At 59.0% G+C, this 14,002-nt stretch carries 13 protein-coding genes; 1 reads left to right on the forward strand and 12 read right to left on the reverse strand.

Annotated elements, in window-relative coordinates; genetic code table 11:
• The 11 genes from IDH44_RS24235 to pth all read right to left on the reverse strand — a co-directional run.
• On the reverse strand, positions 1-744 hold a 744-nt coding region (locus IDH44_RS24235), incomplete at its 3' end, for an oligosaccharide flippase family protein (RefSeq protein ID WP_190921400.1).
• Positions 745-911: 167 nt separating this feature from the next.
• A complete protein-coding gene (gene spoVT / locus IDH44_RS24240; RefSeq protein WP_190921401.1) occupies positions 912-1,454 on the reverse strand; it encodes a stage V sporulation protein T in 543 nt (180 codons plus the stop codon).
• Between the two features lie 335 nt (positions 1,455-1,789).
• Positions 1,790-2,485, reverse strand: a complete 696-nt coding sequence (gene urtE / locus IDH44_RS24245; protein WP_190921402.1) for an urea ABC transporter ATP-binding subunit UrtE — start codon at positions 2,483-2,485, stop codon at positions 1,790-1,792.
• Positions 2,463-3,245, reverse strand: coding sequence for an urea ABC transporter ATP-binding protein UrtD (urtD, locus tag IDH44_RS24250; RefSeq protein ID WP_190921403.1), 783 nt, complete (start codon positions 3,243-3,245; stop codon positions 2,463-2,465). The genes urtE and urtD overlap by 23 nt, the downstream gene beginning before the upstream one ends.
• Positions 3,211-4,296 carry an urea ABC transporter permease subunit UrtC gene (gene urtC / locus IDH44_RS24255; protein WP_190921404.1) on the reverse strand — a complete coding sequence of 362 codons (1,086 nt, stop codon included), beginning with the start codon at positions 4,294-4,296 and terminating at the stop codon, positions 3,211-3,213. The genes urtD and urtC overlap by 35 nt, the downstream gene beginning before the upstream one ends.
• Before the next feature lie 29 nt (positions 4,297-4,325).
• Positions 4,326-5,231 (reverse strand): urea ABC transporter permease subunit UrtB, encoded by a 906-nt coding sequence (gene urtB, locus IDH44_RS24260; protein ID WP_190921405.1) that lies wholly within the window; start codon positions 5,229-5,231, stop codon positions 4,326-4,328.
• A gap of 146 nt (positions 5,232-5,377) precedes the next feature.
• Entirely contained in the window at positions 5,378-6,673 is a 1,296-nt protein-coding gene (gene urtA / locus IDH44_RS24265) for an urea ABC transporter substrate-binding protein (protein ID WP_190921406.1), read from the reverse strand.
• 527 nt (positions 6,674-7,200) lie between these two features.
• Positions 7,201-8,283 (reverse strand): peptidylprolyl isomerase, encoded by a 1,083-nt coding sequence (locus tag IDH44_RS24270; RefSeq protein WP_190921407.1) that lies wholly within the window; start codon positions 8,281-8,283, stop codon positions 7,201-7,203.
• Between the two features lie 25 nt (positions 8,284-8,308).
• A complete protein-coding gene (gene mfd, locus IDH44_RS24275) occupies positions 8,309-11,863 on the reverse strand; it encodes a transcription-repair coupling factor (RefSeq protein ID WP_190921408.1) in 3,555 nt (1,184 codons plus the stop codon).
• 95 nt (positions 11,864-11,958) lie between these two features.
• A complete protein-coding gene (locus IDH44_RS24280) occupies positions 11,959-12,189 on the reverse strand; it encodes an anti-sigma-F factor Fin family protein (RefSeq protein WP_190921409.1) in 231 nt (76 codons plus the stop codon).
• 54 nt (positions 12,190-12,243) lie between these two features.
• The gene (gene pth / locus IDH44_RS24285) at positions 12,244-12,804 is read right to left on the reverse strand and encodes an aminoacyl-tRNA hydrolase (RefSeq protein ID WP_190921410.1); all 561 of its coding nucleotides are present in this window, start codon (positions 12,802-12,804) and stop codon (positions 12,244-12,246) included.
• A 98-nt stretch (positions 12,805-12,902) separates the two neighbouring features.
• Here pth and IDH44_RS24290 point away from each other — a divergent pair, with 98 nt between their 5' ends.
• Entirely contained in the window at positions 12,903-13,145 is a 243-nt protein-coding gene (locus IDH44_RS24290) for a hypothetical protein (RefSeq protein WP_190921411.1), read from the forward strand.
• A gap of 163 nt (positions 13,146-13,308) precedes the next feature.
• Here IDH44_RS24290 and IDH44_RS24295 read toward each other — a convergent pair whose 3' ends face one another.
• The gene (locus IDH44_RS24295; protein ID WP_190921412.1) at positions 13,309-13,980 is read right to left on the reverse strand and encodes a 50S ribosomal protein L25/general stress protein Ctc; all 672 of its coding nucleotides are present in this window, start codon (positions 13,978-13,980) and stop codon (positions 13,309-13,311) included.
• Positions 13,981-14,002: the final 22 nt, after the last annotated feature.

Consider the following 14,002-nt stretch of genomic DNA (forward strand, 5'->3'; position numbering starts at 1 on the left):
GCCGTCGCCCGCTGCGACTACCGCGCCCGCGCGGTCCGCGCGCAGCCAGAGCAGCCCGATCAGCGCGCCACCCGCGGCTGCGCCGGCGGCAGAGCCTGCCATCGCGCCGGCGGCGAGCTGCGCGTCGGACCAGCCGGCGGCCGTGCCCGCCAGCACCAAGGCGAGCAGGAGGGCGACGCGCACGGTCTGCTCGGCGATCTGCGACAGCGCGCTCGGCAGCATCTGCTGCCGGCCCTGGAAGTAGCCGCGCAGCGCCGCCATCGGCGGAGCGAACAGCAGCGCGAGCGCCGCCATGCGGACGGCCCACGCCGCATCGGCGCCGCCGAGCAGCCGCGCAGCCGCGTCGGCGCCGATCCACAGCAGCGCGCAGCCGGCCACGCCGGCCACGCCGAGCAGCAGCATGCCGAGCGTGGCCGCCCGGCGCTGAGCCGCGATACCAAAAGCCGCCTGCTCGGCAACCAGGATCGAGACCGCCACAGGCAGTCCGGCCGTCGTCATGAACAGCACGAGCTGATAGAGCGGATAGACCGCATGATAGAGGCCGAAGACCCGGTCACCGGCGATATTTTGCAGCGGAATTTTTTGCAGCGTCCCGAGCAGCTTGCATACCATCGCCGCTGCCCCGAGCACGAGTGCGCCGCGCAGCCATGCCGATTTGTCCGTGGTGTTGTCCTCCTCTTCGACTTGTGCGCGCCGCGCAGACCGTCCGACGCTAGGGACAGATGTCGATTTTTTCTTCCTCACCGCTGCCTCTCCCTTGTCTCATTCCTGGTCCCCAGTATACCGAAATCTCCGCTGCCGCGCCATCGCTTGCCATCTCCTGCTCGCGCGGGACGGCAGTCGGACGGTCGCTGGACAAAAAGGGCCTTCGAACCGAACGAACGGTTCGAAAGCCCTGCTGCCTGCGACGGCTACTGCTCCATTTGCTTGGCCAAAAAGCCCGCCGCTGTCTCGGCCATCTTGCTCTCCATCGTCGACATGCTGACCGCCGCGTCCTTACTCACCAGCACGACCGTGCCGATCGGATCCCCTCCGGCGATGATCGGCGCGACGACGACACTGCCGAGCGTCTCGCTGACATCCTTGATGATTTCATAGCTGCCGCCGGATGCTTCCAGCACCGCCTTGCGGCTATCCATACAGGTTTCCAGGAGATCGCCGACTTGCTTGTCCAGGTACTCCTTTTTCGATGCCCCGGCAAGCGCAATGATTGTGTCGCGATCCGAAATCATGGTAATGTGATTCGTGCTCTCGAACAGCGATTCTGCATATTCCTTTGCAAAATCGCCGAGCTCGCCAATTGGCGAATATTTTTTCAGAATGACCTCGCCGTCGCGATCGACAAAAATTTCCAACGGGTCCCCTTCCCGGATACGCAGCGTGCGGCGAATTTCCTTGGGGATGACTACCCGGCCGAGGTCGTCGATTCGACGAACAATTCCAGTAGCTTTCATATTCTTGTTGCCCCACTTTCCCTGAAGAGTTTGAGTCGACTGGATCGAACGGTTAATACTTTTGGAAAAATACAGATGCCCGCTCTTTGTTCATGCTTTAGCGTCGTCGCCAGCGTGCATGCGGTCGCCAGCCAGCGTGGCCGCCCCGCCGTACCTTTAGCCTCTGCATCGATTGCTTCGTCGAATCTGACCATAGTATTCATCCGCTCCCAATTTCTTATACATCAAAAAGAGCCCGCTCAGCGCTTGCCGGCGGACTCCTTCCGTGCGGGATTGTCTAACGGATTCGGAATGAAACTTGGTGTGCCGCCTAAGCACGGCGACAGCCGTTTCGCCTAGACCGTCAGATACATGCGAATCGTCTCTTCGTCAAGGTCGTCCAGGCCGCCCTCCCAGGCGACGGCGCCCTTCTCCAGAATGTAAAAATAATCGCCGACGCTTTTGACGAATTCCAGACTCTGCTCCACGAGCAGAATCGCCGTCTGGCCCTCTGCCTTGATCGCGCGGATGACATCGCGAATATCGTCGACGATGGAGGGCTGTATCCCCTCGCACGGCTCGTCGAGCAGCAGCAGCTCCGGCTTCGACGCCAGCGCCCGCGCAAAGGCGAGCTGCTGCTGCTGACCGCCGCTGAGATCGCCGCCGCGCCGCTCGTACATCGTGGGCAGCACCGGAAACTTGGCGATCGCCTCCGGCGGGATGTCGCGCGTCTTCGTCTTTGCCGCCTCCAGACCGAGCAGCACGTTCTCGTAGACGGTCAGCTGCGGGAAGATCTCGCGCCCTTGCGGCACATAGCCGATTCCGCTTTTGGCACGTACGCCCGGCGCGGATTTGGTCAGGTTGCTGTTGTTGTAGACGACCGTGCCCTTGCGCGCCTTGAGCAGGCCCATGATGCTCTTGATCAGCGTCGTCTTGCCGACGCCGTTGCGGCCGAGCAGGCAGACGACCTGACCGGGCGCGACCTTGAGCGATACATTGCGCAGAATGATGCTCTCGCCATACCCCGCCTCAAGCTGTTGAACGGCTAACATCGGCATCCCGCCTTTTCCCGAGGTATACTTCCGCCACCCGGTCGTCGCCCTGGATTTCGTCCATCGAGCCCTCCTTGAGCAGCTTGCCTTCGTGCATCACCGTGACCTTGCTGGCAAAATTGCGCACGAACTCCATGTCGTGCTCGACGACGACGATCGAGCGCCGCCGCGCGATTTCGTGCAGCAGCTCGCCCGTCTTATCCGTCTCCTTGTCCGTCATGCCCGCCACCGGCTCGTCGAGCAGCAGCACCTCGGGCTCCTGCAGCAGCATCATGCCGATCTCGAGCCATTGCTTCTCGCCGTGCGACAGACCGCCGGCCCGCCACTGCGCCTTGTCCTGCAGGCCGATCATCTTCAGCTGTGCCTCGATGCGCTCCTGCTCCTCCGGCTTCAGCTTCGCCACGAGCGTCGCGAATACGCCGCGCCGCTGGCGCATTGCGATCTCCAGATTCTCAAAGACGGTCAGCGTCGGGAAAATGGACGGCGCCTGGAACTTCCGCCCGATTCCCATCTCGGCAATCTGATGCTCTTTGCGCCGCGTGATGTCGACCGCCCCCTGAAAGGTCACCTTGCCCGAGGACGGCTTGACCTTGCCGCAGATGACGTCGAGGATGGTCGTTTTACCGGCCCCGTTGGGTCCGATCAAAAAGCGCAGCTCCCCTTGCTGCAACGCCAGATCCATGCCTTGCACCGCCTTGAACCCGTCAAATTCCACCGTTACCGCCTCACACTGCAGAATGACCGATTGGTTCTTGCTCATGCTTGGATTGCCTCCTTTGCGGAATTTTGAGCTTGCCGAACAAGCCGACCGCCCCCTTGGGCAGGAAGACGACGACCACGACGAACAGCGCACCGAGGAAGAACAGCCAGGCATCGGGATACGAAGCGCTGAACTCGCTCTTGGCATAGTTGAGCAATATGGCGCCCAGGGCGGCGCCGATCAGGGTGCCGCGGCCGCCGATTGCGACCCACAGCACCATCTCGATCGACGGCACGATCGCCATCGTCGACGGGGAGATGATGCCGACATGGAAGACGAACAGCATGCCCGCCAGTCCGGCCAGCCCTGCGGAAATGCTGAACACGAGCATCTGGTAGATCGCCGGATTGTACCCGATGAAGCGGGCCCGGTTCTCCCCGTCACGGATCGCCCGCAGCACGCGGCCGAAGCGGCTTTTCACCAGGAATCGGCACAGCACGAAGGCCCCCAGCAGCGCGGCCGCCGTCACCCAGTACAGCATCCGCTTCGTATCGGCAGACCCGAGCGATTCGCCGAAGATCGTGCGGAATCCGGTCAAGCCGTTCGTGCCGCCGGTGAAGGCCTGCTGGCCGATGATCAGCGTCGTCGTGATGATGACCAGCGCCTGCGTCAGAATCGTGAAATACACGCCCTTGATCCGGTTGCGAAAGGTAAAGTAGCCGAGCCCGAGCGCCAGCAGCGCCGGCAGCAGAATGCCCGCGGCCGCCGCAAAGGCGAAGCTCTCGAACGGCTTCCAAAACCAGGGCAGCGCCTTGATCCCGCTCCAGCCCATAAAATCGGGCAGCGAGGTCCCGCTCGCCTCAAGCTTCAAATACATGCCCATCGCATACGCGCCCAGTCCGAAAAATACGCCGTGGCCGAGGCTCAGGATGCCGGTATAGCCCCAGATCAGATCGAGTCCGAGCGCCACGATGGCAAACGCGAGAAACTTGGCCAGCAGATTGAGCCGAAAGTCGCTTAAATACAGGGGGGCGCAAAAGAGCGCAGTCGCCGCTACGGCATAGCCAATCAAGATATACAAGCGCTGTGGCGTAAGTCTCTTGAGCTGCACAATCGATCACCTCTATTCGTGTATGTGCCTTAGTCCAGCGAGCGCGAGCGCATCGCCACGAGCCCTTTGGGCCGCCATTGCAGGAAGGCGACGATGCAGACGAACACCAGCACCTTGCCAAGCGAAGCCGACGTCCAAAATTCAAACAAGGTGTTGAACATGCCGATCCCCGTCGCCCCGATAATCGTCCCGACCAGCTTGCCGACGCCGCCGAGCACGACGACCATGAAGGCATCGACGATGTAATACGTGCCCAGCGCCGGGCCGATCGGCCCCATCAGCGTCAGCGCGCAGCCCGCGATGCCGGCAATGCCGGAGCCGATGGCAAACGTGAGCGCATCGACGCGCCGCGTCGAGATGCCGAGGCAAGAGGCCATCTCGCGATTTTGCATGACTGCGCGCATGCGCCGTCCGGCGTGGGAACGGTAGATATAGAGGAACATCGCCAGCAGCGTTACGATGACCAGCCCGATGATGAACAGGCGCTTGTAAGGCAGCACGACCCCCGTCATGAGCGTCATGCCGCCGTCCAGCCAGGTCGGACTCTTGACCGCTACGTTGGGCGCGCCGAAGATTGTGCGCGCCAGCTGCTGCAGCATGAGCGCCACCCCCCATGTCGCCAGCAAGCTGTCGAGCGGCCTGCCGTACAGGAAGCGGATCAGGCTCGCCTCCAGCACGAGGCCGAGCAGGAAGGCAATGAGGAAGCTGACCGGAATCGCCAGCACAAAGTACCAATTGAACAGCGAGGCCGGCAAGTAATCGTTGAACAAATTCTGCGTCACATAGGTGGCGTAAGCGCCCACCATAATCAATTCGCCGTGCGCCATATTGATGACATTCATCAGTCCAAACGTTATGGCCAGCCCCAGGGCGATCAAGAGCAGGATGGAGCTGATGCTCAGTCCATTGAAGATTTGCGACAAAATGACTTCCATTGGGCCATCACCTCTTTCCGTTGCCTTTGGGCAGCGGCAAAGGGAAGCATTCGGCATGCTCCGAATACTTCCCTCTCCCGTTGGTACGCATCGATTGCATCTACATGGTGCCCGCTGCTATTCAGTTCGCGGGCGTCCCGCGTGCATTAACCGCCCAGTCCTGCCGCCCAGTCGTAGCCATCCAGGTACGGATCCGGCTTGACCGGCTCCGGCGTCGCCCACACCTCGGCGAATTGACCGTCCGCCTGCACTTCGCCGATTCGCACCGTCTTGTAGATGTGCTGGTTGTCGCCGTCGATGGTTACCTTGCCGCCCGGCGCGTCGAATTCCAGTCCTTTGGCCGCTTCCTTGACCGCATCGACATCGGTCGTGCCGGCCGCTTCGACAGCTGCCGCCCACAGATACACGGCAATGTAACCCGCTTCGATCGGATCGGCCGTCACGCGATCGTCGCCGTAAGCCGCTTTGTAGCTGGCCACGAATTCCTCGTTCTCCGGCGTGTCCGTCGTCTGATAGTAGTTCCAGGCCGCATAGTGCCCCTCGAGCACGTCGACGCCAATGCCCCGGATCTCTTCCTCGGCCACCGATACCGACAGTACCGGGATGTCCGCCGCTGTGATGCCCGCATCCTTGAATTGCTTGAAGAACGCGACGTTGCTGTCTCCGTTCAGCGTGTTGAAGATGACGTCCGGCTTCGCCTGCTGAATCTTGGAGATGATGGTGCTGTAATCGGTGTGGCCCATAGGCGTGTATTCTTCGCCGACCACCTCGCCGCCCTCCGCTCCGAGCTGCGCCGTGATAATCTGATTCGCCGTGCGCGGGAACACATAGTCCGAGCCCAGTAGGAAGAACTTCGTACCCTTGTTCTCCAGCAGCCAGGTCACCGCCGGTACGATCTGCTGGTTCGTCGTGGCGCCGGTGTAGAAGATGTTCGGCGACGCTTCAAGTCCTTCGTATTGGACCGGATACCACAGCAGTCCGTTCAGTTCCTCGAACACCGGCAGCATCGCCTTGCGGCTCGAGGAGGTCCAGCCGCCGAATACCGTCGCCACCTGATCCTCGGACAGCAGCTTGCGCGCCTTCTCGGCGAAGGTCGGCTGGTCGGACGCGCCATCCTCCACGACGGGCTCCAACTGCTTGCCGAGCACGCCGCCGGCCGCATTGATTTCTTCGATCGCCATCAGTTCGGCCTCTTGAACGGATACTTCACTGATTGCCATCGTACCGCTCAGCGAGTGCAGCACGCCGACTTTGATCGTGTCGCCACTGTCCGCCTCCGCGCTGGTCTCCTCGGCCGGCTCGTTGCCGCTCGCCGCGCCGGACGTGTTGTTGCCAGTGTTGTTCTCCCCTGTATTGCCGTTATTTCCGCTGCCGCAGCCGGCCAGCACCACGCTTACGACCAGCAGCAGCAGCACAGCACTTACCCACGTTCTCCGATTCATTCTCCCACTCCCCAATAGATATATTCTCTATTTACGAACGATTATGTAAGTTTATATGTCATCGTTCGTGAATTTATTATAGTGCGCTTTGGTATCCACGTCAATATATGTAACGCAACTTTATTGGAAAAAAATTTTATATTCAATATTTTGATTTTATCAATCTTATATTTGATTTAATCGGTCTTTTTTGAGCGATTTCCCCTCTATACAAACCATGCAGCTGGAAAAATCTCAATTAAAACCTTACACAAAGTTTACCCGCGAGTGCAGATTTTATGGAAAAATGCCTGCACTCTGGTCAAGCCTCATACGACCTGTTTTTTCGGAAATCGGACAAACGTCCCATAGACGGGACCGGCAAGAAGTTCCCAGCGACGCGGCAACATGATGCAAGTTGTATGAATTAAAAAACCTATGAATTAAAAAACCCGGTCTTCGAGTTCGAAGACCGGGTTCGGTGTGAGCCTTGCTTTGTTTTTGAGAGTGTTTCTTTATTGGGAGCGTGGCTTTATTGCGAGCCGCGCTTATTCGGTTGTATTCGCCTCGGCATTGCCGTCCGCGTTGTCGGCCGCGCCGCCTTCCGTACCGTTTTCAGCGCTGTTGGCGCCATTCCCTGCCTCATCTTCTCCGGCTGCCGGCGCTTCTTCCTCCGGCAGATTCGTTTCGATGTTCAGGCTTTCCTGCTCGCCCTCCAGGAATTCGTTCATCTTCGTGTTCAATACGGTATTGGTCAGCTGCGTCTTGACCTCTTCGCTCAGCGAGTCGAAGCTGGCCTCCTCGCGCGCTTCGACCAACATGACGTGGTAACCGAATTCGGTCAGTACCGGATCGCCGATCACTCCGATTTCTTGCGTATTGGCCGCTTCCTTGAATTCCGCGACCCAGCCGCCGGCCTGCTGGCTTTCGTAGAGGCCGCCGTTCGCTTTAGAGCCCTCATCGTCGGAGTATTCCTCGGCCAGGGCCTGCCAGTCTCCGCCATCCTCAAGCTTTTGCTTGACTTCCTCGGCGCGCGCCAGCGCTTCCTCGTCGGTGCGCAGCTCCTCGCCAGTCTGCGGATCCGTCGTGCCGACCAGGATATGCCGGACGGTCACCGTGTTGTAGTCGGACGGATTTTCGTCGAAGATCGCCTTGCGCTCCTCGTCGGTAATCTGCGCTTCCAGCTCGGCGCTCTTCTCCTGCAGCACCATGCCGCCGGCGCTGACCAGTTCGACGACATCCTCGGCCTGATTGACCGTTAGCTTGCCGTCCAGCATTTCCTTGAGCTGATCGTCCTCGTCCATCGCATTTTGCATCTCTGTTTTGAAGGACGCCGCATTTTCCTTGGCGCTTTCCTTCTGCTCGTCGCTTGCGACGCCGGCATAATACTTATAGAGCACGTACATCTGCAATTCCTGTTCCTTGAATTGCGGGATCGACAGATACATCGCCTTTTGCGGATCGGTAATCTCAACCAGGCTGATGTAATGATTGAATTCCGTTTCGCCTACCTCGCCGCCGTCCTTGTACGTGGCGACGACTTGTCCCGGATCGTCCGAGGCCGCGTTGTCGTTGGAGCCGCATCCGGCCAGCAGCGTCATGGCCAGCACGGCGGAAGCCAGCATCATCATGCTGCTCCGGCCTCCCGTTCTTCTTTTATTGCGCAACATCTTGGAGTTCCCCTTTCGATTTGAGCGCTTCCTCACATTGTACCAGAAAACGCTCCACCAATTCCAATTTCTGTCCATCAGCCAGCCCTTGGCCCCGCAGTTGCACGACCAGTCCGCTTTCCTGAACGCCGATCGGCCGCTTGAAGCGGTTCTCGAAGCGCAGGCAGAGCAGATCGATTTTTTTGCGGTCCAGCATCGCGCTCCCGCGCGCGCTGAAGGTGAGCGTCAGCTCGTCGGCGCGCTGCCCGATCTGCGTCACGCCGAATTCGCGGCCGAGCACCTTCAGCCGTGCGACCGTGAGCAGATTTTCCACCGCGGCCGGCAGGTCGCCGAAGCGGTCGGTCAGTTCCTCGCGCAGATCCTCGCTCTCCTCGAGCGAACGAATGACGGATACTTTTTTGTAGATTTCGATTTTTTGAATGCTGTCGTAGATATAGTCCGACGGCAAGTAAGCATCGATGCTGATATCGATCTGCGTCGGAGCGTCGATCTCGACGACCGGCTCGTGGCCGTGCATTTGGGCCTTGCGCTTTTTGATCTCCTCCGCCAGCATCTGCGAATACAGGTCGAAGCCGACCGAGGCAATGAAGCCATGCTGTTCCGCGCCGAGCAGATTGCCCGCGCCCCGAATCGACAGATCGCGCATAGCGATCTTGAAGCCGGAGCCGAGCTCGGTGAATTCCTTGATCGACTGGAGCCGCTTCTCCGCCACCTCGGTGAGCACCTTGTCGCGTTGATAAGAGAAATACGCATAAGCGATGCGATTCGAACGCCCGACGCGTCCCCGCAGCTGGTAAAGCTGCGACAGCCCCATCTTGTCCGCATCATGTACGATCAGCGTGTTGACATTGGGAATGTCGACGCCGGTCTCGATAATGCTGGTGCTGACGAGTACGTCGTATTCCCCGTCGAGGAAGTCGAGGATCGTCTTCTCCAGCTCCTGCTCCGACATCTGGCCATGTCCGACCGCGACGCGCGCGTCCGGCACGAGCGCGGTGATCTGCTCGGCCATCTGGTAGATGCCCTGGACGCGGTTGAAGAGATAATAGACTTGTCCGCCGCGCGCCAGCTCCCGCTCGATCGCCTCCCGCACGAGCGAGGCGCTGTATTCGACCACATAGGTCTGCACCGGGAAGCGGTTCTCCGGCGGCGTCTCGATGACCGACAGGTCCCGCACGCCCAGCATCGACATATGCAGGGTCCGAGGGATCGGCGTCGCCGTCAAAGTCAGCACGTCGACCCCGGTTTTGAGCTTTTTGAGCTTTTCCTTGTGCGACACGCCGAAGCGCTGCTCCTCGTCTACGATGAGCAGTCCGAGATCCTTGAAGATCACGTCCTGCGACAGCAGGCGGTGCGTGCCGATGACGACGTCGACGGTGCCGGCCTTCAGCCCCTTCATCGTCGCCGTCTGCTCCTTGCGCGAGCGGAAGCGGCTCAGCACCTGGATCGTGAACGGGTAATCGGCGAAGCGCTCGCGGAACGTCTCATAGTGCTGCTGTGCCAGGATCGTCGTCGGCACGAGCACCGCGACCTGCTTGCCCTCGATCGCCGACTTGAAGGCGGCGCGAATCGCCACCTCCGTCTTGCCGTAGCCGACATCGCCGCACAGCAGCCGGTCCATTGGCCGCGCCCGCTCCATGTCCTGCTTGATCTCGTCGATCGCCCGCAGCTGATCGCGCGTCTCATCGTAGGGGAAGAGCCCCTCGAATTCCTGCTGATACGGCGTGTCCTTGCCGAAGCGGAAGCCCGGCGAGGACTCGCGCTCGGCATAGAGCTTAATCAGATCGTCCGCGATGTCCTGTACGGAGCTGCGGACCTTGTTTTTGACCCGGGTCCACTCGTTGCCGCCCAGCTTATACACCTTGGGCTCTTTTTCTTCGGAGCCGATATATTTTTGGATCAGATCAATTTGTTCAATCGGTACGGAGAGCTTATCGCCGCCCGCATACAAGATATGCAGATAGTCCTTGTGAATGCCGCCGATTTCGAGCGTGCCGATGCCCAGGTATTTGCCGATGCCGTGGTTCTGATGCACGACATAGTCGCCTACCTTCAGCTCCGTGTAGCTTTTGATGCGCTCGGCATTGTCGATCTTTTTCCCGGTACGGCGCACCTTGCGCTGCTTCTGGGAGAACATCTCACCCTCGGTGATGACGACCAGATGCGCGCTCGGCAGCTCGAAGCCGGTCTGCAGGTTGCCCTCCAGCATCGTCGGCGGCTCGATCTGGTAGTCTTGCAGCACGCGCCGCATCCGCTCCAGCCGTTCGCTGCCGCCGCCCAGCATGATAACGTTTGCACCGGATTTTTTCCAGCGCTCCATCTCCGTCTTGAGCACATTCATCTGCCCATGGAAATTTTGCATCGCACGGCACATGAAGTTCAGAATGTTTTGCGGCTGCGTATGCGGAATTTGTCGGAGAAAGAGCGATAAGAACAGCGTCTGGAACGGGCGATGAAACAAAATCTCGTCGGTGTCGCGCGAGAGCACCAGCCCAGGCAGCGACTTGCCGTTCTGCAGCAGATGCGTCGCCCACTCCGCCTCGTCCCGCTCCAGCTGACGGGCCATCTCGATCAGCCGTGTCGGCTCGTCGATGATCAGCAGCGTATCCTCCGGCACATAGTCCATGATCGTTTGACGCTCGGGATAGAGCAGCCCCATGTATTTGTACATCTCCGAGAAGTAGACCTGCTCCCGCAGTTGCTCAATCTCCGCTCCGAGCTCGGTCCGCAGCCGTTCTTTGGCCGTCTTGTCGCTCATCTTCTCCAGCTGCCGCTCCAGGAGTTCGAAGGTATGCTGCGCGGCCGCCTTGAGACGCCGCTCGTCCGCGAGGACTTCCTTGCAGAGCGGCACGGTATAGTGCTCCAGCTTGTCGACCGAGCGCTGATCCGATGGGTCGAAGGTGCGGATGGAGTCAACTTCGTCGTCGAACCACTCGACGCGATAAGCATGCGGCTCCGTCAGCGGGAAGAAGTCCACGATGCCGCCGCGGACGCTCATCTCGCCCTTGGCCTCGACCCGATCCGTGCGCTCGTAGCCGAGCGCCACCATCCGCCCGAGGAACGTCTCCAGCGGCAGCGTATCGCCGACGCGCAGCGGGAGTTGCGCCTGCGCCATCACTTCCTTGACAGGCAAATAGCGCCGTGCGCCGGCGAACGGCACGACGACCACGCCGCGAAAACCTTGCGAGAGCCGCACCAGCACATCGATCCGTTGCGCCATCGTCTCCGGCGAGGAGATCGCCGCTTCGGCTGCCACCAGCTCGTTGGCCGGGTACAGCAGCACATGATCCGGCGTCAGGATTTCCTGCAGATCCTCAGCAATTTTCTGTGCGGCAAACATATTATGGGTCAGAATGAGCAGCGGACGCCGGAGCTCCTCGTGCAGCGCCGCTGTCATGACTTGACGGGAAGAGCCCGCCAGGCCGGACACCATCTGCTCGCGCATTCCTTGTTGTATACCGGACATGACCGTCTGGAAGTCATGATCCGCCGTGAAGGCCTCCATTAACGCTTTCAACCTTGCGGCACCTCTTTTCTTCATACCCACTCTGCCAAAACAACAAAAAAGAAGCCTCGGCTTTTGCGCTAAGGCCAGGCACCCGCGAGTCGTGCGCGCGGGAATCCATCATCATCATTTCATTGAAGCGGGTTCGTAACCAACAGCAGCTCGGGATTCGCTTCAAGCGCTTCCCGGCAATAATCGCATACGATTTTGACTGTTACGTTTCCATCGGGGTTATACGCTATTATATCGCTGCGTTCCTCGGGGGTCAAGAAATGAAAGCCAAGGCGGGCCGTCTCCGCGGCTTGGCCGGACAACGAACCTATATTTGTCTTGCAATGTCGACATACGTAATGTACCGCCATCTTATGCCTCCTGCTTTGCCGTTATACCTTCAGTATGCCCGGCAAAGCTGAAATTTAACGGTTATATTTCCCCATGGTCGCTTCATAAGGATGCGTGATGGCAAATTCGAGCGCGTCGCAGGCCTGTTCAATCATGTGCTGCAGCGGTTCGCGTTCGGCGGAGGTGAATTTCGATAGGACATAATCCACAATGCGCTCGCCCGGGGCTGGCCGCGAGATGCCCATGCGGATCCGGTTAAATTGCTGGGTGCCGGTATGGGCGATAATGGACTTGATGCCGTTGTGGCCGCCGGCACTGCCTTGGTAGCGCAGCCGAATGCGGCCAATCTCGGTGTCGAGATCGTCATAAACGACGATTCCGTTTGCCAGGTCCGCTTTATAGTAATCCAAAAAAGCGCGTACCGCTTCGCCTGATAGATTCATATAAGTGGTCGGCTTCAACAGAAACACCTTCTCGCCCGCGATTCGGCCCTCTCCGGCCAGAGCTTTGCACTTATGCGGCTTCCAATCCAAGCCGTGACGTGCCGCGAGTGCGTCCACCACCATAAATCCGACATTGTGGCGCGTTTGGGCGTACGCGCTGCCCGGATTTCCAAGCCCGACAATCCATTTCATGACGTCTTTCCTCAGTTCTGTGCATAATTTTTTAAAATTCGGGACGAACATGCAACGATTTCATGCTGCAATTTGTCTTCTATATGAGGTGATAAACAATGGCGAACTTGCTCATCCGCGATACGGAGGCAGAGGAACGTGTTTATTTCAACGGCCAGGTTATCGTCAACGACTGTCATTTCGACGATCATGTAGAGGCTGACGTGCCGGTTCAGATTTACTTGTCCAACGTCCACCAGGACATTGGGTTCATTGAACAATATTGCTCGCAATATGTCAAGATCAACCACACGTTTTACGACCGCTCCCGGTTCACCTTTGTTTCCAGACCCGGCTATTAATCTTCTACTTCCCGAGCAGCGAACAAGGCAAAGCGGCTAGGCCGTCTTTATTACGGCCAAGTTGCTTTCGTTCCGAGAAAGGTTGACAAGGATAAGCGAGATTATATATTTTCTATACTTAAAAAAGAGCCTGCCCGTTGAACGGGCAGGCTCTTTTTGTTTTTTAGCTTTCGGACTTGTCGCCCGCCTCGGCATCCTCCGCCTTGTCCTCGGACTCCGACCCGTCGGCGCCGACCAATTCGGGCTCTTCGCCCTCTTCGCCGGCATCCTCTTCCTCTTCCTTCTGCGGCAAAAGCACAGTCGCGACGACGAGATGCGCCTCGCTGGCCGCTTCGACACCCTTCGGCAGCTTGAGATCCTGGACCTGGATGTTCTCCCCGATCTGCAGCGCCGAGACGTCTACTTCTACCGATTCCGGAATATCGCTCGGCAAGCAGGTTACTTCCAGCTCATGCAGCATGAGCTGCAGAATACCGCCTTCTTGCTCCCCGGCCGCTTCGCCCGTCGTCTCGACACGGACAGTGGTCGTGATTTTTTCGTTCATGTTGATCTGATGGAGATCGATATGCATCACCTGACGCGATAACGCATCGCGCTGAATATCGTGAATCATCACCGGTTGCTTGCCGGTTGCTTTCAGCTTGATGTCCAAAATGGCATTTGGCTGCGATTTAAGCAGCGCCGCCAATTGCTTTTCGTCGATCGACAGCGCCGTCGTTTCCTTGATTTTGCTGCCGTATACGACGCCAGGCACTTTGCCTTGGCTGCGTAACTGTCGCAGTTGTCCCTTCGTCACCGCTTCGCGTTCCTCTACTTGTAACGTGATGTTTGCCATCGGTATACAAGCCTCCTTGTCA

It is taken from the genome of Paenibacillus sabuli (genome assembly GCF_014705605.1).
Classification (GTDB): Bacteria; Bacillota; Bacilli; order Paenibacillales; family Paenibacillaceae; genus Paenibacillus_D; species Paenibacillus_D sabuli.

What these genes read in the sequence shown, in the direction of transcription:
- urtA (WP_190921406.1), bottom strand. Translation starts at nt 6,673, where the DNA reads ATGAATCGGAGAACGTGGGTAAGTGCTGTGCTGCTGCTGCTGGTCGTA.
- IDH44_RS24290 (WP_190921411.1), top strand. Translation starts at nt 12,903, where the DNA reads ATGGCGAACTTGCTCATCCGCGATACGGAGGCAGAGGAACGTGTTTAT.
- spoVT (WP_190921401.1), bottom strand. Translation starts at nt 1,454, where the DNA reads ATGAAAGCTACTGGAATTGTTCGTCGAATCGACGACCTCGGCCGGGTA.
- urtD (WP_190921403.1), bottom strand. Translation starts at nt 3,245, where the DNA reads ATGAGCAAGAACCAATCGGTCATTCTGCAGTGTGAGGCGGTAACGGTG.
- urtE (WP_190921402.1), bottom strand. Translation starts at nt 2,485, where the DNA reads ATGTTAGCCGTTCAACAGCTTGAGGCGGGGTATGGCGAGAGCATCATT.
- mfd (WP_190921408.1), bottom strand. Translation starts at nt 11,863, where the DNA reads ATGAAGAAAAGAGGTGCCGCAAGGTTGAAAGCGTTAATGGAGGCCTTC.
- IDH44_RS24270 (WP_190921407.1), bottom strand. Translation starts at nt 8,283, where the DNA reads ATGATGATGCTGGCTTCCGCCGTGCTGGCCATGACGCTGCTGGCCGGA.
- IDH44_RS24295 (WP_190921412.1), bottom strand. Translation starts at nt 13,980, where the DNA reads ATGGCAAACATCACGTTACAAGTAGAGGAACGCGAAGCGGTGACGAAG.
- urtB (WP_190921405.1), bottom strand. Translation starts at nt 5,231, where the DNA reads ATGGAAGTCATTTTGTCGCAAATCTTCAATGGACTGAGCATCAGCTCC.
- pth (WP_190921410.1), bottom strand. Translation starts at nt 12,804, where the DNA reads ATGAAATGGATTGTCGGGCTTGGAAATCCGGGCAGCGCGTACGCCCAA.
- IDH44_RS24280 (WP_190921409.1), bottom strand. Translation starts at nt 12,189, where the DNA reads ATGGCGGTACATTACGTATGTCGACATTGCAAGACAAATATAGGTTCG.